General features: G+C 61.7%; 26 protein-coding genes, 1 tRNA gene and 1 pseudogene. 15 read left to right on the top strand and 13 right to left on the bottom strand.

The window, feature by feature from the left end; translation table 11 throughout:
• Window positions 1-243: 243 nt before the first annotated feature.
• The 3 genes from FBY03_RS21280 to FBY03_RS21290 all read left to right on the top strand — a co-directional run bounded on the left by FBY03_RS21280 (window position 244) and on the right by FBY03_RS21290 (window position 4,349).
• Entirely contained in the window at window positions 244-1,449 is a 1,206-nt protein-coding gene (locus FBY03_RS21280) for an acetyl-CoA C-acetyltransferase (RefSeq protein ID WP_147174348.1), read from the top strand.
• A gap of 93 nt (window positions 1,450-1,542) precedes the next feature.
• Window positions 1,543-3,687 carry a 3-hydroxyacyl-CoA dehydrogenase NAD-binding domain-containing protein gene (locus FBY03_RS21285; RefSeq protein WP_147174349.1) on the top strand — a complete coding sequence of 715 codons (2,145 nt, stop codon included), beginning with the start codon at window positions 1,543-1,545 and terminating at the stop codon, window positions 3,685-3,687.
• A gap of 188 nt (window positions 3,688-3,875) precedes the next feature.
• Entirely contained in the window at window positions 3,876-4,349 is a 474-nt protein-coding gene (locus FBY03_RS21290; protein WP_147174350.1) for a hypothetical protein, read from the top strand.
• A gap of 258 nt (window positions 4,350-4,607) precedes the next feature.
• Here the strand turns inward: FBY03_RS21290 and FBY03_RS21295 are convergent, their stop codons facing one another.
• The 4 genes from FBY03_RS21295 to FBY03_RS23000 form a co-directional block, all read right to left on the bottom strand.
• Entirely contained in the window at window positions 4,608-4,838 is a 231-nt protein-coding gene (locus tag FBY03_RS21295) for a hypothetical protein (protein ID WP_147174351.1), read from the bottom strand.
• Window positions 4,839-4,884: 46 nt separating this feature from the next.
• Window positions 4,885-5,073 (bottom strand): hypothetical protein, encoded by a 189-nt coding sequence (locus FBY03_RS21300; protein ID WP_147174352.1) that lies wholly within the window; start codon window positions 5,071-5,073, stop codon window positions 4,885-4,887.
• Between the two features lie 204 nt (window positions 5,074-5,277).
• Window positions 5,278-5,475 (bottom strand): type III secretion system co-regulatory protein PtrC, encoded by a 198-nt coding sequence (gene ptrC, locus FBY03_RS21305; protein WP_147174353.1) that lies wholly within the window; start codon window positions 5,473-5,475, stop codon window positions 5,278-5,280.
• A gap of 46 nt (window positions 5,476-5,521) precedes the next feature.
• Window positions 5,522-5,659 carry a hypothetical protein gene (locus tag FBY03_RS23000; RefSeq protein WP_156088623.1) on the bottom strand — a complete coding sequence of 46 codons (138 nt, stop codon included), beginning with the start codon at window positions 5,657-5,659 and terminating at the stop codon, window positions 5,522-5,524.
• A gap of 238 nt (window positions 5,660-5,897) precedes the next feature.
• Here FBY03_RS23000 and FBY03_RS21310 point away from each other — a divergent pair, with 238 nt between their 5' ends.
• Window positions 5,898-6,626, top strand: a complete 729-nt coding sequence (locus FBY03_RS21310) for an amidotransferase (RefSeq protein WP_147174354.1) — start codon at window positions 5,898-5,900, stop codon at window positions 6,624-6,626.
• Window positions 6,627-6,741: 115 nt separating this feature from the next.
• Here FBY03_RS21310 and FBY03_RS21315 read toward each other — a convergent pair whose 3' ends face one another.
• From FBY03_RS21315 to FBY03_RS23615, 4 genes and pseudogenes are all read right to left on the bottom strand, one after another.
• Entirely contained in the window at window positions 6,742-7,713 is a 972-nt protein-coding gene (locus FBY03_RS21315) for a magnesium and cobalt transport protein CorA (RefSeq protein WP_147174355.1), read from the bottom strand.
• Window positions 7,714-8,218: 505 nt separating this feature from the next.
• Window positions 8,219-8,944 (bottom strand): 1-acylglycerol-3-phosphate O-acyltransferase, encoded by a 726-nt coding sequence (locus tag FBY03_RS21320; protein WP_147174356.1) that lies wholly within the window; start codon window positions 8,942-8,944, stop codon window positions 8,219-8,221.
• A 189-nt stretch (window positions 8,945-9,133) separates the two neighbouring features.
• Window positions 9,134-9,961 carry a methyl-accepting chemotaxis protein gene (locus tag FBY03_RS23610; RefSeq protein ID WP_371920809.1) on the bottom strand — a complete coding sequence of 276 codons (828 nt, stop codon included), beginning with the start codon at window positions 9,959-9,961 and terminating at the stop codon, window positions 9,134-9,136.
• Between the two features lie 30 nt (window positions 9,962-9,991).
• Window positions 9,992-11,014, bottom strand: a pseudogene (locus tag FBY03_RS23615) (cache domain-containing protein); the annotation flags it as partial.
• A 501-nt stretch (window positions 11,015-11,515) separates the two neighbouring features.
• Here FBY03_RS23615 and FBY03_RS21330 point away from each other — a divergent pair.
• Complete coding sequence (locus FBY03_RS21330; RefSeq protein WP_178090744.1) at window positions 11,516-12,031, top strand: hypothetical protein; 516 nt, start codon at window positions 11,516-11,518, stop codon at window positions 12,029-12,031.
• Window positions 12,032-12,123: 92 nt separating this feature from the next.
• Here the strand turns inward: FBY03_RS21330 and FBY03_RS21335 are convergent, their stop codons facing one another.
• On the bottom strand, window positions 12,124-12,813 hold the full coding sequence (locus FBY03_RS21335) for a crotonase/enoyl-CoA hydratase family protein (protein ID WP_147174358.1): 690 nt from the start codon (window positions 12,811-12,813) through the stop codon (window positions 12,124-12,126).
• Between the two features lie 403 nt (window positions 12,814-13,216).
• Between FBY03_RS21335 and FBY03_RS21340 the strand changes: the two genes are divergently transcribed.
• The 4 genes from FBY03_RS21340 (at window position 13,217) to efp (ending at window position 15,757) form a co-directional block, all read left to right on the top strand.
• Window positions 13,217-13,306: transfer RNA gene (locus FBY03_RS21340), tRNA-Ser, on the top strand.
• Window positions 13,307-13,510: 204 nt separating this feature from the next.
• Window positions 13,511-13,900, top strand: a complete 390-nt coding sequence (locus FBY03_RS21345; RefSeq protein WP_147174359.1) for a hypothetical protein — start codon at window positions 13,511-13,513, stop codon at window positions 13,898-13,900.
• A 103-nt stretch (window positions 13,901-14,003) separates the two neighbouring features.
• The gene (gene earP, locus FBY03_RS21350) at window positions 14,004-15,137 is read left to right on the top strand and encodes an elongation factor P maturation arginine rhamnosyltransferase EarP (protein WP_147174360.1); all 1,134 of its coding nucleotides are present in this window, start codon (window positions 14,004-14,006) and stop codon (window positions 15,135-15,137) included.
• A gap of 47 nt (window positions 15,138-15,184) precedes the next feature.
• Window positions 15,185-15,757 carry an elongation factor P gene (gene efp / locus FBY03_RS21355; RefSeq protein ID WP_025167549.1) on the top strand — a complete coding sequence of 191 codons (573 nt, stop codon included), beginning with the start codon at window positions 15,185-15,187 and terminating at the stop codon, window positions 15,755-15,757.
• Window positions 15,758-15,828: 71 nt separating this feature from the next.
• Here efp and FBY03_RS21360 read toward each other — a convergent pair whose 3' ends face one another.
• Entirely contained in the window at window positions 15,829-16,785 is a 957-nt protein-coding gene (locus tag FBY03_RS21360) for a LysR family transcriptional regulator (protein ID WP_147174361.1), read from the bottom strand.
• A gap of 103 nt (window positions 16,786-16,888) precedes the next feature.
• Here FBY03_RS21360 and FBY03_RS21365 point away from each other — a divergent pair, with 103 nt between their 5' ends.
• On the top strand, window positions 16,889-17,644 hold the full coding sequence (locus tag FBY03_RS21365; protein ID WP_147174362.1) for a sulfite exporter TauE/SafE family protein: 756 nt from the start codon (window positions 16,889-16,891) through the stop codon (window positions 17,642-17,644).
• Here the strand turns inward: FBY03_RS21365 and FBY03_RS21370 are convergent.
• Complete coding sequence (locus FBY03_RS21370) at window positions 17,634-18,488, bottom strand: LysR substrate-binding domain-containing protein (RefSeq protein WP_147174363.1); 855 nt, start codon at window positions 18,486-18,488, stop codon at window positions 17,634-17,636. The two genes, FBY03_RS21365 and FBY03_RS21370, sit on opposite strands and share 11 nt — an antisense overlap.
• A gap of 96 nt (window positions 18,489-18,584) precedes the next feature.
• On the opposite strand from FBY03_RS21370, the gene FBY03_RS21375 reads away from it, so the two are divergent.
• The 5 genes from FBY03_RS21375 to queF all read left to right on the top strand — a co-directional run bounded on the left by FBY03_RS21375 (window position 18,585) and on the right by queF (window position 22,760).
• Window positions 18,585-18,818 carry a DUF1127 domain-containing protein gene (locus FBY03_RS21375; protein WP_147174364.1) on the top strand — a complete coding sequence of 78 codons (234 nt, stop codon included), beginning with the start codon at window positions 18,585-18,587 and terminating at the stop codon, window positions 18,816-18,818.
• Window positions 18,819-18,850: 32 nt separating this feature from the next.
• A complete protein-coding gene (locus FBY03_RS21380) occupies window positions 18,851-19,729 on the top strand; it encodes a PhzF family phenazine biosynthesis protein (protein WP_147174365.1) in 879 nt (292 codons plus the stop codon).
• An 82-nt stretch (window positions 19,730-19,811) separates the two neighbouring features.
• Window positions 19,812-21,017: a winged helix-turn-helix domain-containing protein gene (locus tag FBY03_RS21385; protein WP_256678016.1), complete on the top strand. Its 1,206-nt coding sequence runs from the start codon at window positions 19,812-19,814 to the stop codon at window positions 21,015-21,017.
• A 101-nt stretch (window positions 21,018-21,118) separates the two neighbouring features.
• A complete protein-coding gene (pyrF, locus tag FBY03_RS21390; RefSeq protein WP_178090745.1) occupies window positions 21,119-21,817 on the top strand; it encodes an orotidine-5'-phosphate decarboxylase in 699 nt (232 codons plus the stop codon).
• Window positions 21,818-21,929: 112 nt separating this feature from the next.
• Complete coding sequence (queF, locus tag FBY03_RS21395; protein WP_147174368.1) at window positions 21,930-22,760, top strand: NADPH-dependent 7-cyano-7-deazaguanine reductase QueF; 831 nt, start codon at window positions 21,930-21,932, stop codon at window positions 22,758-22,760.
• Window positions 22,761-22,815: 55 nt separating this feature from the next.
• On the opposite strand, the gene FBY03_RS21400 is transcribed toward queF, so the two are convergent.
• Together FBY03_RS21400 and FBY03_RS21405 are read right to left on the bottom strand one after the other, a co-directional pair.
• A complete protein-coding gene (locus tag FBY03_RS21400; protein ID WP_147174369.1) occupies window positions 22,816-23,082 on the bottom strand; it encodes a DUF4404 family protein in 267 nt (88 codons plus the stop codon).
• A 251-nt stretch (window positions 23,083-23,333) separates the two neighbouring features.
• Window positions 23,334-24,071: an HAD family phosphatase gene (locus FBY03_RS21405; RefSeq protein ID WP_147174370.1), complete on the bottom strand. Its 738-nt coding sequence runs from the start codon at window positions 24,069-24,071 to the stop codon at window positions 23,334-23,336.
• Window positions 24,072-24,187 lie beyond the last annotated feature (116 nt).

Consider the following 24,187-nt stretch of genomic DNA (forward strand, 5'->3'; position numbering starts at 1 on the left):
GGGTGCCTGCATTACGCCACTAAGCGACCGTTCGTCTGAGCAGACCGGTCAATAGGCCTGAGCACTTCGGTCATTGAGCCTGTGCTGCCTGGGCGTATGGTAGATCCGCCGAACCACAACAGGCGCAGTCAAGTGCAGTGAGTCTGCCGAACTTAGGGCAGTCCTAGATGCCGAATCCCGACAGGCCTCTGTCAGGCTACGACGCGCCGTCACCTATCCCTCCATTGGAGGTTTGAGGACGCCATGACCGAAGCATTTATTTTCGATGCGCTGCGTACGCCCCGCGGCAAGGGTAAGAAGGACGGCGCGCTGTATAGCGTCAAACCGGTCAGTCTGATCGCCGGCCTGCTCAAAGCCCTGCAAGCGCGTAACAAGCTGGACACCAGCCAGGTCGATGACATTGTCCTCGGCTGTGTCACCCCGGTGGGCGATCAGGGCGCCGACATCGCCAAGACCGCGGCGATGGTGGCGGACTGGGACGTCAGCGTCTCCGGTGTGCAGCTCAACCGTTTCTGCGCCTCGGGCCTGGAAGCGGTGAACCTGGGCGCGATGAAGGTGCGCTCCGGCTTCGAGGATCTGGTGGTGGTCGGCGGTGTGGAGTCCATGTCGAGGATTCCCATGGGCTCCGACGGTGGCGCCTGGGTGATGGACCCGGAAACCAATATGCACACGCATTTCACCCCTCAGGGCATCGGCGCGGACTTGATCGCCACCCTGGAGGGCTTTAGCCGTGCCGATGTCGATACCTTCGCCCTGGGCTCGCAGCACAAGGCCGCACGCGCCAGCGCCGATGGCTCGTTCAGCAAGTCGCTGATTCCGGTCACCGATCAGAACGGCATCGTGCTGCTCGACCATGACGAATTCATTCGCGGTGACTCCACCCTCGAAGGCCTCGGCAAGCTCAAGCCGAGTTTCGAGATGATGGGCCAGATGGGTTTCGACAGCACCGCGCTGCGGGTCTACAGCCATGTCGAGCGTATCGAGCATGTGCACACCCCGGGCAACAGCTCCGGCATTGTCGACGGTTCGGCGCTGATGCTGATCGGCTCCGCGGCCAAGGGCAAGGAGCTGGGCCTCAAGCCGCGCGCGCGCATTGTCGCCACCGCGGTGACCGGTACCGACCCGACCATCATGCTCACCGGCCCGGCGCCGGCCACCCGCAAGGCGCTGGCCAAGGCCGGCCTGCAGGTGGATGACATCGACCTGTTCGAGGTGAATGAGGCGTTCGCTTCGGTGGTGATGAAGTTTATGCAAGACATGGGCGTCAGCGCGGACAAGGTCAACGTCAACGGCGGCTCCATTGCCATGGGCCACCCGCTGGGGGCGACCGGTTGCGCCATCCTCGGCACCCTGCTCGACGAACTGGAGAAGCGCCAGTTGCGCTATGGCCTGGCCACCCTCTGCGTGGGTGGCGGCATGGGTATCGCCACCATCATCGAGCGCGTGTAGGAGCCAGCTTGCTGGCGATACGTCACAGCCCGGATCGCGAGCAAGCTCGCTCCTACAGGGCTGACGACACAAGAATTCACGGGAACAGAAGAAATGACTGACGCCATCCGTTACGCAAAAGGCCCGGACAACATCGTGGTCCTGACCATGGACATGCCGGGCCAGAGTGCCAACACCATGAACGCGCTGTATCGCGAGGCCATGGCCGAGACCGTCGAGCGCCTGGAGGCGGAGAAAGACAGCATCGCCGGCGTGATCATCACCTCGGCGAAGAAGACCTTCTTCGCCGGCGGCGACCTCAACGAGTTGATCAAGGTCGGCAAGGCCGACGCCAACGACTTCTATCAGATGATCCTGCGGATCAAGGGCCAGTTGCGCCGCCTGGAAACCCTCGGCAAGCCGGTGGTGGCCGCGATCAACGGTGCGGCCCTGGGCGGCGGCTGGGAAATCTGCCTGGCCTGCCACCACCGCATCGCCCTGGACAGCTCCAGCGTGCAGCTCGGTTTGCCGGAAGTGACCCTCGGCTTATTGCCGGGCGGCGGCGGGGTGGTGCGTATGGTCAGGCTGCTCGGCCTGGAAAAAGCCCTGCCTTATCTCGCCGAAGGTAAGAAGGTCCGTCCGCAAGAGGCCTTGAAGGCGGGGCTGATCCACGACATCGCCAGCGAGAAGGACGAGTTGCTGGCCAAGGCGCGCGCCTGGATCGCCGCCAATCCGGCGCCGATGCAACCCTGGGACATCGCCGGCTATAAGATTCCCGGCGGCACGCCGTCCAGCCCCAGCGTGGCGCAGATGCTGGCCATCGCGCCCTCGGTGCTGCGCGACAAGACCAAGGGCTGTTTCCCGGCGCCGGAGAAGATCATGTGCGCGGCTGTGGAAGGCGCCCAGGTCGATTTCGACACCGCGCAGATCATCGAAGCCCGCTACTTCACCGAGCTGACCACCGGGCAGGTGGCGAAGAACATGATCGGCACCTTCTGGTTCCAGCTCAATGAAATCAACGCCGGCGGCTCGCGTCCGCAAGGTTTTGCCCCTTACACCACCAAGAAGGTCGGGGTGCTCGGCGCCGGCATGATGGGCGCCGGCATTGCCTATGTCTCGGCCGCCGCCGGTATTGAGGTGGTGCTCAAGGACGTGTCCATCGCGGCGGCAGAGAAGGGCAAGGCCTACACGGCCAAGCTGCTGGAGAAGAAGGTGGCGCGCGGTCAGATGAGCGTGGAGAAGCGCGATGCTTTCCTCGCTCGCATCACCGCCACGGACAGCGAAAGCGATTTCGCCGGCTGTGACCTGATCATCGAGGCGGTGTTCGAGGACCGTGACCTCAAGGCCAATGTCACCGCCGCGGCAGAACGGGCGGCCTTGAGCGATGCAGTGATCGCCTCAAACACCTCGACGCTACCGATCACCGGCCTGGCCACTGCGGTACAGCATCAGGACAGATTCATCGGCCTGCACTTCTTCAGCCCGGTCGACAAGATGCCGCTGGTGGAAATCATCAAGGGCCAGCAGACCAGCGACGAGACCCTGGCGCGCGGCTTCGATTACGTCATGCAGATCAAGAAGACCCCGATCGTGGTCAATGACAGCCGCGGCTTCTTCACCTCGCGGGTGTTCGGCACCTTCACCAACGAAGGGATCGCCATGCTCGGTGAGGGCGTATCGGCGGCGATGATCGAAACCGAAGCGCGCAAGGCCGGTATGCCGGTGGGGCCGCTGGCGATCAGTGACGAAGTGTCGATGAGCCTGATGAATCATATTCGTCAGCAGGCCATCAAGGATCTGAGCGAGGAAGGCAAGGCGATTGCGCCGCACCCGGCTTACGCCGTCATCGAGCTGATGCTTAACGAGTACAAGCGTCCAGGCAAGGCCGCCGGTGGCGGTTTCTACGAATACCCGGTCGGCGGCAAGAAGCATCTCTGGCCAGAACTGAAGCGCCGTTTCGAGCAGGCCGATGCGCAAATTGCCGCGGAAGACGTGCGTGACCGCATCCTGTTCATCCAGGCCATCGAAACCGTCCGTTGCCTGGAAGAAGGCGTGCTGACCTCGGTGGCCGACGCCAATATCGGCTCGATTTTCGGCATCGGTTTCGCCGCCTGGACCGGCGGTGCGTTGCAGTTCATCAACCAATACGGGATCAAGGACTTCGTCGCCCGCGCTCATTACCTGGCCGAGCAATACGGCGAACGCTTCCTGCCGCCGGCCTTGTTGCTGGAGAAGGCGGCTAAGGACGAGGGTTTTTAGGGCTTCATCTCGCCTGTTCACGGCATGAATAGCCGGCTCCCAGGAGCCGGATTTTTATGCTTCAGCGGGCTGCCAGCTGAATAGCCGCGACGTCGAGTGAGCAGGGAGACCATGGCTGGCCCGCAACGCTTTGGCGTGAAGCCATTGGCCGCTACTATGGCGGCCCCGTATTACTTTTGGAGTTGTTCATGAAGCACGGATTGCTGTGCCTGCTGCTGTTGCTTTCACCGCTGAGTGGGGCTGCTGAGCAGAAGGTCTACCTGATGGCCACGGTGACGCTGGGTGGCTCGAACCTCGCGAACACGATCTTCCTTCACGAGCCGGACATCACCGACCTGGAAAGCTGTACCCAGGCTTGGATACGCGGTCAGCGCGACGATGACTGGTTGAAATATCACCATATCTTGCGCACTGACAAAATGCAGGGCTTCACTGCCAGGATCGCTTATCGCTGCGTGACCAGCGAATTGGGTATCGACTCATGGCATGACAGCATGCACTACGACTTTGCGTACCTGATCTCTGTCGAGCAACCGTCGTCTGCGCTGCAGGTTCACAAGGCAGCCAGCCTGGCAGCCTGTAGCGCGCAACTCGCTGGGCAGCCAGCGGTGCAAGGTGTGTCCAGGCATTGCGCCAAGAGCAATCAGCGCATCGACATCTAGATCTGCGGGCGTCGTGCTACTAGGTGCACAGATCAACGCGACGCTGTCCGCGGGTCATTTCATGGCGTACCCGCTTCTTGCTATGGCGGGTAGGGCTATGCAGCGTCTACCGGCGTCGCCCCGATGCATCGACTATGGGCATATCAATCCGTACCAGCATGGCCTGGTGCGGTGACTGGTTCGTTCGCGGGCTGCTCGTTCAGAGTATCTATCCATCGTGCAGGGCAACCTCGCTTGAGGCTCTGGGCGGCACTCTGGTTAGCTGAAACTGAAGGGGCCGGCGAAGGAGTTGTCGGGTCGGCAGGGCGGATTAGCGGGCAGTTGCTCGAGCGATACGGCAACCCGGATATTGCGCGACATGCTCGAGTTGCACTCGATATTCCTGGCCAGTGCGCCGGCAGAGCCATGGTTGAGACCGAGCAGCGATAAGCCGTTGGTCAGAAGGGCCAAGGCGGCGACGATCAGTAAGTTGGTGTTCTGCGGTTTCATGGTCTTCCAGCCTGGGGTGAGTGGTGCTGCGTTCGGTCGAGGTGGTTCAACTTCTCAGCAGGGCTACGGCCAGCGCGCCGATCTGCTGGACGGCCTGGCTGGGGGCCGCGTGGCCTTGGCCCATTGGCTTTACGTAGCTCAGGCTTAGGGTCAGCAGGGGGATGGCGATCATCAGGTACAGCCCGATGCCGGCTAAGGCGCCATTGCGCGCGTACTTGATGGTCAAACGGTTCATCTGTCTTCTCCGCTATGCCGTCTCGATGCTTGGGTGTGCTTTGCGTCGTATAGATAAAATTGATTTAAAGTTGCTTTATTTTCGTAATATAAATCTATTAATTAGATGTATGTGACGGCAGTGACGGCTACTCAAGCCGGATCAATCTAGAGGTAAAGCGCGCGGCCAATAGCGCGGTCCTGCGCGTGGCTTGCTAAGCGGGGTTCAGCGTGCCTGGCGATCGCAAACCAGCTGTTGAATCGCCAGGCGTTCGCTCAGTTGCGTCGGCATCTTCAGGGTGGTCAGCGTGCCATCGGTCAGGTGGATGACCCGCTCGGACTCGAAGCGCAAGCCATTGCCATCGAGCGTGACGTAGGTGATGCCGTAAGCGTTCTGCTCGGCTATGGGTTGGCTGGCGTTCATGACTGTTCTCCTGGGTTTGGCGCGCCTTGCAGCACCACGGGTGCGCTTATTTGCTGGTGGGGGCTGTCGCGCTTTTGCCTTGTGCTTTCGCTGCTTGGTTGGCGTGGCGCTGGTGGTCGGGGTTGACGCTGCTGGCGAAGGCGGAGGCGGCGAGCAGGCTGGCGATGGCGGCAAAACTGTTCATGGCGTGTGTCCTTCTGTGAGGGTGGGCGATGCCCGATGGCCAGATCATCCGCGCATGGCGTTATCGACAGAAGTGAATGGGCGTTATGCTGACTATCGAGCGCGTTGATAGATCGGTGGGCAGGGTAGTCGGTCGGGTTTATGCCACACCGATGGCGCTCCCCACTTGCCTTGCAACGTGACGCAAGGCAGGCTTGAACACTCGAATTATTACCACCCGCGTTTCAGGTATCCGCCCCATGCCGCTGCAGATTTGCATTCTGGAAACTGACATTCTTCGTCCCGAACTGATCGACCAGTACCAAGGTTATGGTCGTATGTTCGAGCAGCTCTTCGCCCATCAGCCGATTGCTGCCGAGTTCACCGTGTACAACGTGATGCAGGGCAACTATCCACCCGCCAGTGAGCACTACGACGCCTACCTGGTGACGGGCAGCAAGGCCGACTCGTTCGGCAGCGATCCATGGATCGAAACCCTCAAGACCTATCTGCTGGAACGCTATGCCCACGGCGACAAACTGCTGGGCATCTGTTTCGGCCACCAGCTGCTGGCGCTGTTGCTCGGCGGCAAGGCCGAGCGGGCCGAGCAGGGCTGGGGCGTGGGCACTCATCGATATCGTCTGGCCCACCAGCCGGCTTGGATGAGCCCGGTGCTGGAGGAGCTGACCCTGTTGATCAGTCACCAGGACCAGGTCACTCGGTTGCCGGAAAACGCCACGCTGCTGGCGTCCAGCGACTTCTGTCCGATCGCCGCTTACTGCATCAATGATCAGGTGCTGTGTTTCCAGGGGCACCCGGAGTTCATCCACGACTACTCGAAGGAGTTGCTGGAAATTCGTCAGCAGCACATCGGCGAGCCGGCCTACCGCAAGGGTGTGGACAGCCTGCAGCATGCTCACCAGGGCCACACGGTGGGCGAGTGGATGATGCGCTTCGTCGCCCAAGGCAAGCAGGGCTTGGACCTTTAAGCGAGGCTCAAACCAGGCTCATCGTGCGGCCCTTGCAGCCGTCCACTTCTGCCTGTAACCACCCATAGCCCGGCCTCTTGCGCCGGGCTTTTTTGCGGGTTTACGCGGGAGCGGCTCAGAGCCAGCCGTAGTGCTTGAAGCTGGCGTATAGCCCGATGCAGCCGATGCTGATTAGCCCGAGCACGCCGAAGTAGCCGAACTGCCAGGTGAGTTCCGGCATATTTTTGAAGTTCATGCCGTAGATGCCCGCCACCGCAGTGGGGAAGGCAAGGATGGCAGCCCAGGCGGCGAACTTGCGTTGGGTGATGCTCTGCCGTGAAGACTCCAGCAGCAGACCGATTTCGATGGCGTGGTTGGCCATTTCGCGCAGGGCCGTCAGGTCTTCCAGCAGGCGATTGACGTGGATCGCCACGTCGCGAAAGTACGGGCGCATGTTCTTGTCGATAAAGGGGAAGTCGAGACGCTGCAGGTCCTGGCAGATTTCCGCCATTGGTCCAATGTAGCGGCGTAGGCGCAGCAGGTCGCGCCGTAGCCCCTGAATGCGCTCGACATCGGCCTGGGCCAAGGGCCGTCTGAGTACTTCCTGCTCGACCTCCTCCAGTTCGGCGTAGTAGGCGTCCATCAGCGGCTGGTAGTTCTCGATCACGAAGCTGAGCAGGGCATAGAGCACGAAATCTTCGCCGTGTTCGAGTAGCAAGGGGTTGGCCTCGCAACGCTGGCGGACCTGCGAGTAGGGCGCGGACTGGCCATAGCGGGCGCTGATGATGTAGCCATTGCCGGCGAACAACTGGGTCTCGATGAATTCCAGTTGGTCGTTCACCCTGATCGGCGAGTAGACCACCAGAAACAGCGCGTCGCCGAAGGTTTCCAGTTTGGGCCGGGTATGCCGTTGCAGCGCATCCTCGAGCGCCAGTTCGTGCAGATCGTACTGACGTTGCAGATTAGTCAGCTCCTCGGGGCCAGGGTCGTGCAGGCCGATCCAGACGAAATGGCCGGGTTGCTTCGACCACTGCTTGCCTTCATCGAGGGTGATGTCTGTAACTTTCCGGCCTTTGCTGTAGACGGCGGCGGCAACGACGTGACCCATGGCGATTCCCTTGGTTGGATGGTGGCGCTGGTGCGGAGCTTACCCGCTGGTCAGTCAGAGTGTTGCCGGGGTCGGCGAGTTCTTCCAGATAATCGGGCAAATTGGCTTGTATCGGCCAGGTCATGCTCTCGGTTCACGCCGCCAGCGACCAGTCGCGGCATGACCCACCCTAGCGCACCGCATGGCCAAGGCCGCGGCGGCGCTGGCCAATACATCGCACTGCTTCGCGCTGAAGATTCTCCTACCAAACACCGCTTCGCCGCAAAGCTGGTGGGCGCGCTCCTGAGCGCAAAAATCGCGGGGAGGGGTTCAGCAGCCGCTTTCGGCGCCACGGGCGAGCAATGGCTAGGGCGGACTCAGGCGCATGGCGAGCCGGGAGGTCGGTGTGCTGCTGCGCGAGTACGGCCAAGGCGCGGCCATGCAGGTCATCGCTAGCACGTCCGGCCGCGCCGCAATCCGTCACGACAGGCACCGGGGCATGGCCCTTGGCGCGCCAAACGGACGCTCAGGCGGCGCGTGCCAGTTCCTCATCCATGGCATTGATGCACTGCTGCATCTGCGCACGGCAATCGAGCATCAACTGGGGCAGGTCGTCCTGCTTCAGGCCGGCGGTGGGGATCGCCGGTAATGCACGAATCATGAGGTTGCCGCTGTTCCAGCGGTTCAGGCGAATGTGTTTGGCGTAACTGCTGGCGCACACCGGGATGATCGGTACACCGGCGGCAATCGCCATCTGAAAGGCGCCTTTCTTGAAGGGCAACAGATCTTCGCCGAGGTTGCGGGTGCCTTCCGGGAACACCCAGATCGAGGTGTTCTGGTGCTTGAGGGTGTCGGTGGTGGTGAGCATGGCGCGTTTGGCCTTGAGCGCATTGCTGCGGTCGAGCAACACGTTGCCGGCCAACCAGTAGAGCTGACCGAAAAAGGGTACCCATTTCAGGTTTTTCTTGCCGATGCTGACGGTACGTTGCGGCACCACGCGGCCCAGTACATACAGATCGTAGTTGGACTGGTGGTTGGCGACGATGACACAGGCGCCGCGGTGCTCCAGCAGCGGTTTGACGTCGGTCTTCAGTTTCAGGCGTAACAACCACAGTGCCGGCAGTGAATAGAGGCGGGCGCACAGGCGACTGTTATCGGGGTTGAACGGACGACTCAGGCCGAGGAGAAGGCCGAGGATACCGGCGAGGATAAAGTGCACGGCCATCGCCAGCATGCGCAGAAGAAAAAGCATTGGTGACGCCCGCCAGAACAAAGGGCGCGCAGTGTACGGTCGTGCAAGCTTTACGGCAAATGGCGCTGATCGGCGGCCATTACCGGCGAATTTGCAGTGTTTGACGGGGTAGGTCGAGCGGGCACTCAGTCAACCTGGCGCCCATTCGATGCCCTGATGCGTGGCCGCCCAGCCAGGGCGGCTCCAGGTTCACACCTTGAAGCGGCTCAGCAGGCGATCCTGATGGCTTACTTGATCGGTCATCACCGCGCACTGCCGTACTTGCTGCTCGGCCCCGCCGGCGACCTCATGGCTGATGTCGCGGATGTTGGTGGTGTTGCGATTGATCTCTTCGGTGGTGGCGCTCTGCTGCTCTGCAGCGGTGGCGATCTGCAGGTTCATGTCGTTGATACGGGTGATCGCCTCGCGAATGCGCCCCAGCATGTCGTTGGCCGCGCTGGCTTCGTCGGCCGTTTTACTGGCAGTGTCGCGGCTCTGCTGCATGCGCGTCTCGGCTTGCTTCACCCCGGTCTGCAGTTGGTCGATCATCTGGCGGATTTCCTGGGTCGACTGCTGAGTGCGCGAAGCCAGCGAGCGCACTTCATCGGCCACGACAGCGAAACCTCGACCCGACTCGCCGGCGCGTGCCGCTTCGATAGCGGCATTGAGCGCGAGCAGGTTGGTCTGGTCGGCGATGCTGGTGATTACCGAGAGGATCGATTCGATGCTGTGACTGAGCTTGGCCAGCTCGTTGATCGACTGGCTGGTGTCGTCCATTTCATTGGCCAGGCGCTTGATCGCAGCAGTGGACTGCGAGACCACGGTGACGCCGTTCTCGGTTTCCTGATCGGCGGCGATGGCCGCTTGAGCCGCGGCCTGAGCATTGCGCGCGACTTCTTCGGCGGTGGAGGCCATTTCCTGCATGGCCGTGGCCAGTTGGTCGAGTTCCAGCAGCTGTTGTTGCAGGCGATTAGCCGATTGGTCGGCTTCGTTAGAGGTCAACGTGGTGCTTTCCCTGACTTGGCGGGAGCTGCTCATTACATCGCCAATCAGACTTTGCAGGTTCTGCAGAAAGCCATTGAACTCGCGCTCGACCAGGGCGATTTCATCATTACCCTGAGCTGGCAGGCGGCGGGTGAGGTCGCCTTCGCCGCGGTTGATTTCGCTCAACGAGCCGTGCAGGTTGGCCAGGGGCTTAAGCAGTCGGCTCATCAGCGCGGCCAGCAGCAACAAGCTCAGTGCCACGCCGATCAAGGTGCCTACCGCCGCGCGCCAGCTCAGGGCGTTGGCTTCGCTCATCACTTTGGCTTCATCGAGCACCACGCCGATGTACCAATCCATGCCGTTGAGGTTGCTCAGCGGGGTAAAGGACACCAGTAGATCCTTGTCGCCTCCTGTAATGGCTGTCAGGGTCTGGTTCAGGGCAGGGCTCTTGCCGTCGAACAGGGTGCTGAAGGATTTGCCGTTCAGGCTGGTATCCGGGTGCGAGATGATGTTGCCGTTGCGCGCGAGCAGAAAGGCATAACCGGCACCGTTGAAGTTCAGGGTATTGATCGTGTCGGAGATGGTCTTGAGGCTAATGTCACCGCCGAAGGCGCCCTTGAACTGGCCTTGATCGCTCAGCTTGGCCACCGCAGAGATCAAAATTTCACCGGTGGCGGCGTCGGGGTAGGGCTCGGTCAGCATCGCATGACTGGCGGACTTCGCCACTGGATACCAGGGGCGTTGCCGCGCATCCCAACCAGTTGGGTTCCAGCTAGCATCATTGGTGATGCGATTACCGTCGCTATCCAGTCCGCCGAAAATCAGCAGGAATTGTTGCTTGAGGAGGGGTTGGTTGAATACGCGCTGGATCTGCTCACCGCTGAACTGGCTGTCGATAGTTTGCGCCATCAGGTCGATTAGCTGCAGTTTGCCGTTCAGCCAGTTCTCAATCTGTCGGGCCAGCGCCCCGCTCGCATCATTAATGCTCGAGGCTGCTTGGTCGCTCAGGCTGGAGCGCACCTGGCTGACTTGGACAAACGACAGCAGGCTGGTGGTGATAAACAACACCGTTGCTGCTGCCAGGCCCACTTTATGAGCAATCTTCATACGCGCATGTTCCTTGTTATTAGGTCGGCCACCCTACGGTTGGGGGCGCGAGTCTATACGACTAAAGGCTTGGGTCATGATTTGATCGGCAGGCGACAGGTTATCTTGATGCGCCGCTGGTCGGCTGCTTGACCAGCGGCGTAGCGGTAGCCTGATACGGCTAAGTTTCCGCGCAGAGGCGGCGAGTCGATAGAGCCAGTAACCGTAGACCGATGGGTCGAGCATCTGACGGTGGTCAGCACTCTGAGGCGCGCTCGGGAGGGCAGTTCTGCGCCTGAGTCACTCGCAATTACAGGCTTTTTTGCGCTTGCGGGCTTTACCGCGCGATCGCCGATGAGGCTCGCGTCGTCGCCAGTACGTTGTGGCTGCCGGGCGATGGCCGTTGGTCGTTGGAGTCTGGGGAAATGAAATCTTTTGCAATGCCTGATGTTCAAACAGTGGGCACGGTTGCAACCCTGCAACCTGTGATGTTGCTTTCTATTGTTCGATAGGAGTCATCTCATGTTGATCAAGAAGAGCTTTTTTATCGCGTCTGTATGTGCCCTGGTGTTTGCCTCGGCTGCGTTCGCGCCCATCAGTGTTTCCTGGGTTTCCAGTGCGTACGCCAAAGAAGGTGGCAGTGGCGACGGGGGAGGCGGAGGCGGGCATGGTGGTGATGGCGGCGGTCATGGCAACGGTGGTGGCCATGGTGGGCGCGGCGGCGATGGCGACGGTGGTGACCATGCTGGTCGCGGCGATAACAGCGGCCCGGGCAGTGCCCACTCGGGGCGTGATACTGAGCGGGGCGAAGACCATGACAGAAACCGCGGCGCGGACCATGACGACGATGGCGAACATGCAGGTATGGAGGCCGAGCACGAGGGCGACGAGCATGAAGCTGACGAGCACCTGGGTCGGGAGGCCGATCATCAAGGTGTCGAACATGCCGGAGGAGAGCCAGGTGACGACCGTGGCGAGGATGCGGGCGATGAGTTCGATGACAACGGTGGCATGAACGCGGGCGTTATCAGTAACTGACGAGGCCGCGACTTTAACCAGCCGTCTTGAGTGTCTTCCCCGACAAGCAGAAGCCCAGCTCCAAGCCGGGCTTCTGAATATGGAGCTAGGGCTCAGACCAGTTGCTGTTGATCCAGCTCAATGGCTTTATCGAGGGTTTCCAGTAGCGCCTTGCGCACTTTCAACTTGGTGTTCTTGTGCGCGGTCATGTTGATCTTCTTCATCTGCTGAGCGACCGCTTGAGCGCTGGTCAGCAATTGTTCGGCCGGCACCACTTTGTCGAGGAAGCCGGCGTCCACAGCGCTTTGTGGATCGAACATCTCGCCATTGATCACCGAGCGGTGGAACGCCGACTTGCGCAGACGGTCGCGCGCCAGTTCGATGCCGACATGATGCATGGTCATGCCGATCTGCACTTCATTCAGGCCGATGCTGAACGGGCCTTCTACGCCGATCCGATAGTCGGCCGAGAGCAGGATGAACGCGCCCTTGGCCACGGCATGGCCACTGCAGGCGACGATAATCGGGAACGGGTGAGCGAGCATGCGCCGGGCCAGGGTCGAGCCGGCGGCGACCAGGTTGACCGCGTTCTGCGGGCCGGAGGTCATTACCTTCAGGTCGTAACCGCCGGAGAGGATGCCCGGTTGGCCGGTGATGATGACGATGGCCTTGTCCTGCTCGGCGCGATCCAATGCGGCATTGAAGGCGGCGATCACGTCGGGGGAAATGGCGTTCACCTTGCCGTTGCTCAGGGTCAGGGTGGCGATGCCGTCATCGAGTTGGTAGCTGATCAGGTCACTCATGGGTCGTGTTCCTTGTGCTGAAGTGGAGCAGACGTTACCCATCCGCCTTCCGCAGGTAAAGCGCGGCGGCTGACTGGTGAGTCAGGCATCTTGGGCTTATATAAGCGAAATATTGGCTGTCGGTGTGTGGGCTGAGCCGATGGGCGGCCCGATTGCGCCGGCACCAGCGCCCCGACAAGACTAAACCTAGTCGATGCCTTCTGCAGGAGGGGTATCAGTCTGCTTATGCTGTTGGTCGTGCTGCTGTTTACTCGGCAGCGTTTCGGCGCTGTTCCCCAGGCGTGCGAGGGAGGTGCCGCGCATCGGTTATAAGCACATGAATCTTCAGAAAAAACTTTTGCCTTTGGCGGACTGTTCGGCTACATTAGCGCGCCTCGACAGACAGCAATGGCCGTCGAGACCCGGTGAAGTGTCCGAGCGGTTGAAGGAGCACGCCTGGAAAGTGTGTATACGAGAAATCGTATCGTGGGTTCGAATCCCACCTTCACCGCCAGATAGATTCAGCTAAAGCCCCGATAACTGAAAGTTGTCGGGGCTTTTTGCTTTCTGGCTTTTGCTGGTGTCGATAAAGTATCGAAGCGGCTTTAGATTGCGCGTGTTCTGCGAGTCAACTCGCTGATACCCATCGGCTGACTTTTTACGGTATTGGGTGGCGGAAAAATTAGACTTTCAATCTGTGGCTAATGCGTCGAGGACGTTGATGAGAGTAGATAGAGATGACATCCCGCAGCACCTGCGCAGCAAAAAGCGGAGCGGGCGGCGGCTATGGCTTGTCCTGGGTGTCGGTGCCGCCGCTATCTGGGGGCTGGCGACCGTGTTTGCCGGGCCCGGTAGCTATGATATTGCCCAGCTGATCAGCGGATTGCATTTTGCCGGTAAGCCGGTATTCGGCGACGGCCCTCAGGCTGCAGCGCAAGCCGGGCAGGAAGCGAGCTGGAATGTCTCGGTTAAATCACCCGAGGTGCAAGCCCAGGTTGTACCCGGCAATCAAGGTGAGGAGGCGAATCTGGGCAGCCACACGCTGCCATCAAACGCGACGGTGCCAGTCGATCTGTATAACAAGCCCGCTCAGAAAGGCAGCCAGTAAATTTAGCGGCTGCTTGATCAGGCGTTATGCCGAGGCGCAGGAGACGCGACGAGCCTGCAGGTCCCGCGCTTAAATGTCTGGCCATCCGCTGTCGGAGTTCCATATGCGCCCAAGCTGGGACATCTTCTGTAGCGTCGTCGACAATTACGGTGACATCGGCGTGACCTGGCGCCTGGCACGGCAACTGGTGGCCGAGCACGATGCTGCGGTGCGCCTGTGGGTGGATGATCTGCAGGCCTTTGCCCGCTTGTGCCCGGAGGCCGATGTGCGGGCCGCGCAACAATCCCGGCAGGGCGTGGATATTCGTCACTGGCCGGCGCCTTGGCTGCCCGTCGAGGCGGCGGATGTGGTGATCGAGGCCTTCGCCTGCGAATTGCCCGCGGCTTATGTGGCCGCCATGGCCCAGCGCGCACGGCCATCGCTGTGGTTGAACCTGGAGTATTTGAGCGCCGAGGATTGGGTCGGTGGTTGCCACGGCCTGCCCTCAATGCAGTCGACTGGCTTGCAGAAGTTCTTCTTTTTTCCGGGTTTTCGCCCGGAAACCGGTGGCCTGCTGCGCGAGGCAGGCTTGCTCGAGCGGCGTCGCAACTTTCAGCGGGACCCCGCCGCCCGGCAGGCGTTCTTGCAGCGCTTGGATGTGACGCCGCAGGAGGGCGTCCGGCTGATCTCATTGTTTGCCTACGAGAACCGCGGCCTGGCCAGTTGGTTGGACGTGCTGGCGGCAGGTGCCCAGCCGACTCACATGCTGGTGCCCGAGGGTCGGGTGCTCGCCGATGTGCAAGGGTGGTTGGGCGTGACTGGTTTGGCGGTGGGTGCCTTGGAAATGCGGGGCGCCTTGACGGTTCAGGTGCTGCCGTTCGTCACCCAGGATGATTACGACCGCCTGCTGTGGAGCTGTGATTTCAATGCGGTGCGCGGTGAAGACTCTTTCGTGCGCGCACAATGGGCCGGGCGGCCGTTGCTCTGGCACATCTATCAGCAGCAAGAGAGCGTGCACCTGGACAAGCTCGAAGCCTTTCTCGCGCTCTATATAAATGGCTTGTCGCCCGCCGCGCGTGCGGCGCTGACGGCTCTGTGGCAGGCGTGGAACCTTGGCGAAGGGGTGGGGGGAAGCTGGCTGGCGCTGCAGCAGGTGTGGCCGGAGCTGACCTCACATGCCGAGGCGTGGTGTCTAGAGCAGGCCTCGCAGACTGATCTTGCCGCAGCGCTGGTACAGTTTTACCGAAATTGGCTATGATACGCGGCCTAGAAATTCCGTATCTCCATCCAAACCCGGATATTAGTATGAAAACCGCACAAGAAATGAAGCCCAACAGTGTGGCTCTGATCGACGGCCAACCTTGGCTCATCCAGAAGGCCGAGTTCACCAAGTCCGGTCGTAACAGCGCCATCGTTAAAATGAAGCTGCGCAACCTGTTGACTGGTTCCTCGACTGAGACCGTTTACAAGGCAGACGACAAGCTCGAGCCGGTCATCCTCGACCGCGTAGCTGTGACCTATTCCTACTACAGCGAGCCGAACTACGTCTTCATGGACGAAGAGTTCAACCAGTACGAACTGAACAAAGACGACCTCGAAAGCGTCATGCCGTTCATCGTTGATGGCATGACCGACGTCTGCGAAGCCGTGTTCTTCGAAGGTAAAGTGGTTTCGGTTGACCTGCCGACCACCATCGTTCGCCAAATCACCTACACCGAAGGTTCCGCTCGCGGCGATACCTCGGGCAAGGTGATGAAGCCGGCCAAGCTGAGCAACGGTACCGAAGTCAAGGTTGCCGATTTCTGCGAAATCGACGACTGGATCGAAATCGATACCCGCACCGGCGAGTACAAGTCGCGCGCTAAAGCTCCAGTCTAAATACTGGCTTTACCCGCGAACTGAAAAGCCCGGCCTTGGTGCCGGGCTTTTTTCTGTCTGCAGTCTGCTGCTCAGCTGCGGCCTAAGCCGCTTTGCAGGGCCAGGTCCCAGGGCGGCACCGGGCCGAAGCGCGCCTTGAGAAACTCCAGCAGCAGACGACTGCGCGATCCGCTATCGCGTTCCAGGCGTAAGGCATAGATACCGCTGGGCTCTGGCGCCGGCAGGCCGTGTTCGCAGAACAGCGGCACGAGTTCACCGCGCAGCAGATAGTCGCTGATCAGCCAGGTCGGCAAATGGGCGATGCCGAGGCCGGCGAGGGCGCTGAACAACAGGGTTTCGGCATTGTTGGCGGTCATCCGTAAGCGCTTCGGGCGATAGATGTTGAGCTTGCCAGCCTGCTCGAAGCGCCAGGCATAGGGCGGCGCCAGGCTCTCCCAGTCCAGGCCGTGGTGTTCGGTCAGTTCGCTGGGCGAGCGGGGTACGCCGTGCTGGGACAGGTAGGCCGGGCTGGCGCAGGCGACGCGCACCAGTGGCGACAGGGTCGTGGCCACCAGGCGGGTATCGGCCAGCGGGCCGATGCGCAGCACCAGATCGACCTCGCCCAGGTGCGCGCCCTGCAGGTCGACGAAACTGTCGATCAGTCGTAGCTGCACATCCAGTCCCGGATAGGCCAGGAGAAACTCGGCAATCGCCGGTGCCAGGTGACGACGGCCAAAGGGCGCTGGCGCGTCGATGCGAATCAGCCCTTCCGGTGCGCTGCTCAGCGATACGGCTTCGGCGCGGGCCAGGTGCAGTTCGTTTAGTACGCGCTTGGCCCGTTCGGCAAACGCCAGGCCGGCAGGGGTGACCCTGATGGCGTGGGTACTGCGGCTGAATAGCTGACTGCCGAGCGAGCGCTCCAGCGCGTCGATGCGCCGGGCGACCGCGGAAGGGGTGAGCGGGTGACGGCGGGCGGCGGCGGAGAAGCTCGAGGTTTCCAGCACATCGAGAAACAGGCTGAGCTGGTCGGTGAGGGCGTCGGGGTTCATGGCTGCTCGGTTATGCGTAGATAGCACAGCCATTGTGCGTGGTTGTGCGTTTCCATACTAGCGCCGGCTGGCTAGCATGCTCGGCATCTCAATGGAGCCTGTGATGAGCCTGATCGACTTTGCGCTGAATTTAATCCTCGGTACCGTGCTCGGCACCCTCGGCGGACTGTTTGGCATCGGCGGCGGCTTGATTGCGATTCCGGCCTTGGGCGTGTTGTTCGGCCTCGATCAACAGTTGGCCCAGGGCACGGCCTTGGTCATGGTGGTGCCCAATGTACTGCTGGCCCTGTGGCGCTATCACCAGCGCAATCGCATCGACCTGCGCCATGCATTGAGCCTGGCGCTCAGCAGTTTCTTGTGTGCCGTGCTCGGCTCGGGCTGGGCGGTGACCCTGGATGCCGAGCGCATGCGCCTGGCGTTCGTCGGCTTTCTCGTGGCGCTGGCGCTCTACAATTTCTCGCGGCTGTACTTCCGGCCCGCGGCTGGCAGCACCGAGTTGCGCTACCCCTGGCCCTGGCTGGCGCTGCTGGGCAGCGGCGCGGGGCTGCTCGGTGGGCTGTTCGGTGTCGGCGGCGCGGTGCTCGCCACGCCGGTGTTGACCAGTGTGTTTGGCACGACCCAGGTGGTCGCTCAAGGCCTGTCATTGGCCCTGGCGGCGCCGAGTACCGGCGTGACCCTGGCGACTTACGCCGTGCATGGCCACGTCGATTGGGCGCTCGCAGTCCCCTTGGCGCTGGGTGGGCTGTTCAGCATCAGCTGGGGCGTCAGGCTCGCCCATGCCTTGCCGGAGCGCCTGTTGCGGGCTTTGTTCGCCGGGTTCCTGTTGCTCTGCGCCGTGCTGCTCGGGCTTAAAGTTTAAAGCCCTCGACTATGTGCTCGGCCAGCGTCTCGGTCACCGGCGACTGGCTATGGGTATTGCGTAGCAGCACGATGCTGGCCGCCGGCATGGGGGGCAGCCCTTCGGCCTCGCCGATGATGCGCATGTCCGGGCTGATCAGGCTCTGCAGCTGCGCGGTAATTGCCAGGCCGGCGCTGACCACTGCCATGATCGCCGACAGACTCGGGCTGGTGTAGGCGATGCGGTACTCGCGCTCCATGGCATCCAGGGCATTGCAGGCCCAGGCACGGCAGAAGCATTGCGAGTTGAACATGGCCAGGGGCAGTGGTTCTTGTTCATGTGGGCTGAAACCATTGGCCTCGGCCCAGACGATGCGTTCCTGACGCAGCAGCTGACCGATTTCGGTGCCCGGTTCGCGGGTGACGATGGTCAGGTCGAGGTCTTGGCGTTGCAATAGGTTGAACGACGGCTCGCAGTGCAGCTCCACCTGGACCAGCGGGTAGGCCTGGGCGAAGCGCGACAGAATTCCCGGCATGAAGCGCATCACATAGTCATCCGGGGTACCGATGCGCACCGAGCCGACCATATGCGGCTCGCGCAGGGTGGTCATCACTTCGCCATGCAGCTTGAGGATGCGCCGCGCGTAGCCCAGCAGCACCTGGCCCTCGGCGGTCAGGCTGACCTGGCGGCCATCGCGCTGAAACAGCGGGCGCTGCATGACGTCTTCCTCCAGGCGCTTCATCTGCATGCTCACCGCCGACTGGGTGCGGTTGACCATCTCCGCGGCGCGGGTAAAGCCGCCGTGATCGGCGATCGCGACGAAGGTGCGCAGCAGTTCGCTGTCGATGCTCGGGTAGTTGGCCATTCATCAATCTCCGAGATGCAATGCATAAGAAACATTCGTTGGATTGATCATAAGCCCGGCGCGAGACTGGCGCCAACCCCACAGGAGGGCGACGAGATGAAAGGTCAAAAAGGTTATGCAATCGTAAACGTGCTGCCACACCATGGTGTAAATCTTGGGGCTTTGGCCCGCAAGGTATGGCTTCAGCTCAAGCGCTGGTATGAGCTGGCCGAGCAGCGCCGGCAACTGGCGAGTCTCAGTGATGAGGCGCTCAAGGACATGGGCCTGAGTCGTGCGGATATCCTGCCAGAGAGCGAACGGCCATTCTGGGACGATCCCCTGGCCAAATAAACCCCTGTGTATGCCCATTCAAGGACACGCCCATGCAGATTGACGTACAGATAGTGAATGCCTTCGTGGACGGCGAGGCAGGTGGTAATCCGGCAGGTGTGGTGTTGGATGCGGATAATCTGGAGCAGTCGCAGAAACTGGCAATCGCCGCGGCGGTGGGGCTGTCGGAAACGGCCTTCGTGTCGAGTTCCGAGAAGGCAGCCTTCAAGTTGGAGTTCTTCACCCCGTCGCGGCAGATTGCTCATTGTGGTCATGCCACCATCGCCACGTTCTCATTGCTGCGCCAATTAGGCCGGGTGGGTGAGGGCTGGACCTCGAAAGAAACTATCGATGGTAGCCGCGACATCCTCATCGCCGGGGAGATGGTGTTTATGCAGCAGCTCGCACCGCGCTACCAGGATATCGACGCGGACTCGGCGTTGTATCAGGAGCTGCTGGCCGCGCTGCGCATCGATGCGCAGCAACTGATGCCCGCGGTGTTGCCGAGCGTGGTCAATACCGGTAATGGCTTTCTGATTGTGTCGTTGCGCGACGAGGCTGCAGTGGCCGGACTGAAGCCGGATCAGGCCTTGATCGAAAGGCTCAGTGAGCAACTCGACTTGATTGGTTTCTATGTGTTTTCCAGCCAGGTGCGGGTCGCTGGGCGCGATGCGGGGGCGAGGATGTTCGCCCCGCGCTACGGTATCGAGGAAGAGGCCGCCACCGGCATGGCCGCCGGCCCCTTGGCGTGTTTTCTGCGCGATCGCCTGGGGCTGAGCGCCTCGCGATTGTTGATCGAGCAGGGCTGGTTGATGCCTGCGCCGTCGCCCAGCCTGATCACTGTCGATCTGCAGATTGGCGAGGCTGGCATAGCGTGTTTGATGGCGGGCGGCACAGCCCAAGTCATGCGTTCGACACACGTCAGGCTATGATTGTTGGACTTTCAACCATCGAGAACCCCTGAGTGTCGAACGAGCAACGACTGATTGGTCGGTCCGTGCGGGTCGCGAGCCGGTGACCCTGAGCCTGTCCCTGCGCGAGGCACGTCGTTTGGCGCTGGTCGCCCAGGGCTTTACCGGGCGTCGCCCGTGCACCGTCAAGCTGGCCCATGTCACCGGGTTGATCGAGCGCCTCGGGGTGCTGCAGATCGACTCGGTCAATGCCTTGGTGCGGTCGCACTATTTACCGCTGTTTTCCCGCCTCGGTCCTTACGAGCAAGGGCTGCTGGAGCAGGCCGCCTGGAGCCAGGGGCGGCGGCGCAGTCTGTTCGAGTATTGGGGGCATGAGGCCTCCTTGTTACCCCTGTCGCTGTATCCGTTGCTGCGCTGGCGGATGCAGCGTGCGCGCAATGGTGAGGGCATCTACAAGCAGCTCGCGCAGTTTGCTCGCGAGCAGCAGCCATTGATTGCGCAGGTATTGCACGCCGTCCGCGAACGAGGTGCGATGGGCGCCGGCAGCCTCGGTCAGGGTGAGGCGCGCAGCAGTTCTTGGTGGGGCTGGAGTGCGGAAAAATATGCACTGGAATGGTTGTTCGCCGCCGGCGAGGTGACCGTCGCCGGGCGTCGTGGCTTCGAGCGTTTGTATGATCTGCCGGAGCGGGTGCTGCCGGCCGCGCTGCTTGAGCAACCTGAGCTGGATGTCGCCCAGGCGCAGCGCCAGTTATTGCTGCGTGCGGCGCAAGCGCTGGGTGTGGCCACGGAGAAAGATCTGCGCGACTACTACCGCCTGGATGCCCGCGACAGCCAGGTTCGCCTGGCGGAGCTGCTCGAGAGTGGTCAGCTGCAAGCGGTTCGCGTGCAGGGCTGGACGCAGCAGGCCTATTGCCTAGATGAACCGAAGATTCCGCGCAAGGTCAGGGTCAGCGCCCTGTTGTCGCCGTTCGATTCGTTGATCTGGGAACGTGCCCGCACCGAGCGGCTGTTCGACTTTCATTACCGCCTGGAGATCTACACACCCCCGCACAAGCGGGTGTACGGCTACTACGTATTACCGTTCCTGCACCACGAGCGCCTGGCAGCACGGCTCGACTTGCGCGCCGAGCGGGCGCAGCAGCGGTTGACGGTGCACGCCGTGCATGAGGAGGTGCCGGGGTTGGATGAGGAAGGCCTGGCGGCATTGGCGCAGCAGCTGCAGTCGTTGGCCAGCTGGCTGGGGCTGGAGCATGTGCAGCTGAACTGCCCTCGCGCCAGTGCGGCGCGTTTGCGTGGCTATTTGGCGTGACGGTCGCCGGCCTGCGGCGGCCTGACTGATCGCCGGATCGGCAAGCGCGCCGCTGTTCCGCTACAATGCGCGGCGAATTTTCCTTGCTTGAGAGCCTGTCCATGTCCGTTTGCCAGACGCCGATCATCGTTGCCTTGGATTTCCCGACTCGTGAGGCCGCGTTGGCGCTGGCCGATCGGCTCGATCCCAAGCTGTGCCGGGTCAAGGTGGGCAAGGAGCTATTCACCCGCTGCGGTCCGGAGATTGTCGCGGCGCTGGGCGCCAAGGGCTTTGAGGTGTTCCTCGACCTGAAATTCCACGACATCCCCAATACCACGGCGATGGCGGTCAAGGCCGCAGCCGAGATGGGCGTGTGGATGGTCAACGTGCACTGTTCGGGCGGCCTGCGCATGATGGCGGCCTGCCGTGAAACCCTGGATAAGTTGAACGGCGCCAAACCGCTGTTGATCGGCGTGACCGTGTTGACCAGCATGGAACGTGAAGACCTGGCCGGGATCGGCCTGAATATCGAGCCGCAGGAGCAGGTGCTGCGTCTGGCTGGCTTGGCCGGGCAGGCTGGTCTGGATGGCTTGGTGTGCTCCGCCCAGGAAGCGCAGGTCCTGAAAACCACCTATCCGCAGCTGCAGCTGGTGACCCCGGGGATTCGTCCGGCCGGTAGCGCGCAGGACGACCAGCGACGTATCCTCACGCCGCGCCAGGCGCTGGAAGCCGGTTCCGACTACTTGGTGATCGGTCGGCCGATCAGCCAGGCTGCCGACCCGGCCCAGGCCCTGGCCGCCGTAGTGGCGGAGCTTGCCTGACGCGTTGCAGCATTTGGCGGGCTTCAATTAGGCGTTCGTCGGCGCTCGGATTGCTGAATGCGATCGAAAAACTGTATACAATTTATTCGTCTCGACTCACCAGGTTTTTGCCATGCACCCCGCCGCCGAACATTCGCCACTGGGTAAATCCAGCGAATACATCGCCACTTACACACCGTCGTTGCTGTTCCCTATCCCGCGTGCGCCGAAATGGGCCGAACTGGGTTTGAGCGCCGAAACCCTGCCGTACCAGGGGATGGATTTCTGGAACTGCTTCGAGCTGTCCTGGCTGTTGCCTTCGGGCAAGCCGGTGGTGGCCATCGGCGAGTTCACCATCCCGGCGGATTCGCCGAATATCATCGAATCGAAATCCTTCAAGCTGTACCTCAACTCGCTCAATCAAACGGTGTTTGCCGAGTCGGCCGAGCTGGTCGCGGTGCTGCAAAAAGACTTGTCCGCGGCCGCCGGCAAAGCCGTCGGCGTGCGCGTACGCAGTCTCGACGAGGTGGCCGCAGAGGGCGTGGCGGCGCTGCCGGGAATCTGTATCGATGAGCTGGATGTCCGCATCAGCAACTATGAAGAGCCGCAGCCGGGCCTGCTACGTTGCGAGTCGGGCCGGGTGATTGAGGAAAGTCTGCACAGTCATCTGCTGAAGTCCAATTGTCCGGTCACCGGCCAGCCGGACTGGGGCAGTGTGGTGGTGCAGTACCGTGGCGCGGCGCTGGATCGCGCCGGTTTGCTGGCCTATCTGGTGAGCTTTCGTCAGCACGCCGACTTTCATGAGCAATGTGTCGAACGAATCTTCCTCGATTTGCAGCGCCTGCTGAAACCCGAGCACCTGACGGTTTACGCACGCTATGTGCGGCGTGGCGGCTTGGACATCAATCCGTATCGCAGCACCGCAGCGATCCAGCCGGATAACCGCCGGTTGGTGCGCCAGTAAACAGAATCCCGGCTTAGGCCGGGATTCTGTTTACTGGCGGGGTTGGCTGGCGGGGTCAGATTCCCATATTCGCCAGGCTCTGCAAAATATTGCGCAAGGTGCCGGCCAGGGTTGGGTGGCTGGCCTCGAAGCGCTCCACAGCCAGATTGACTCCGTCCACCAGCGTGGCATCCGGCGCCGCTGCGGCTTGGCGGGCCAGTTGCAGTTCGATTTCCTGGGTCAGGATGAAGAGCGAGGCCCGGTCTTCTTCACTCAGCGGAGGGTCCTGCGCCAGTTGGTCGCGCAGGTCTTCCAGTTGCTGCTGCAAACGCTTTGCAGGCATAAGGCTCTCCCTTTTCTATCAAGCAAAAGCATTGACCTTACGCGGCCGCGAAAGATCCTCGTATGCTTTCAAGGGTAATCCAAGCGCCGCCGCTTTGCTTGCTCTGAATCAAACCTGGGCAGACATTTGAGTGGTGGCTGGATCGGCTGCAAGAGCGGCCGCAGAGGACGGTGGTCGGCGGGCACTGGCCGTGGTTATCGGCTGTTGTAACGCTGGATCAGGCGCGAGCACTGTCGGATATACAGCAGGGCTCAGGGTTTTTCGCCCTTCTGACGACGCAGTCCCAGGTCGCTCAGGCAGGGACCGAGCTCGGTTAGCTGGTCTATCACCGCATGCGCGCCGAGGCGATACAGCGCCAGCGTGGCTTGCGCGCGCAGACTGTCGCGTTCGAGGCTATCGAGCGCTTGCCAGTCTGCAGGTGCCTGGCCGCACAGTGGCCCGCTGGCAGCCAGGCCGATGGTCCACAGCCCGGCATTCAAGCCGGCTTGCAGCAGGCGTGGCTCGCCACTGATCAGCACGCAACCGTCTAGCAGGTCCACCTGCAGGTCGATTAGCGCTTGCCAACAGCTATCCGGTGCAGGCCAAGGGCGGCCGCTGGTGCTGGATGCGCCGGGCAACCAGTCAGGCAGGGGAGTGGCCAGAACGATGCTGGCATCGCGCGGCAGTTCATCGAGCCAGGCGCAGGGGGTGTGTTGTTGGTGCAGATCATTCAGCAACGTCATTGCACCGGGGGTAGCCTCGGCGTGTTCGCGTGCCGCTTCACTCAACGCCTGATCGAAGGCGTGCAGTTCGTTGGCTTGGGGCGTTCGTTCGAGCAGTTGCGGCAGGGCTGTGTGTGCCGTCAGCAGCGTTGCTGCCTGATCGGCAAAGCGCTGCGGATAGAGGCGCTGCAAGGTGACCGGCAGGGTGCGTGCGCCAAAGTCGACCAGACAGCCAGATAGACCAAACAGCAGGGCGGTAAAGTCGGGGGGCGTGGCGAACGTGGGCATGGCAGTCATCCGTGGGAATGGTCTAGGGTCTGTTGCCGTTTCATTGCGAGCCGCGTTGCCGCGAGAAATGGCCCCCGATTAGGCGCAGGACGCAGGTAATGGTCATTCCCTTGCCA

Source organism: Pseudomonas sp. SJZ079, assembly GCF_007993865.1.
Lineage (GTDB): Bacteria > Pseudomonadota > Gammaproteobacteria > Pseudomonadales > Pseudomonadaceae > Aquipseudomonas.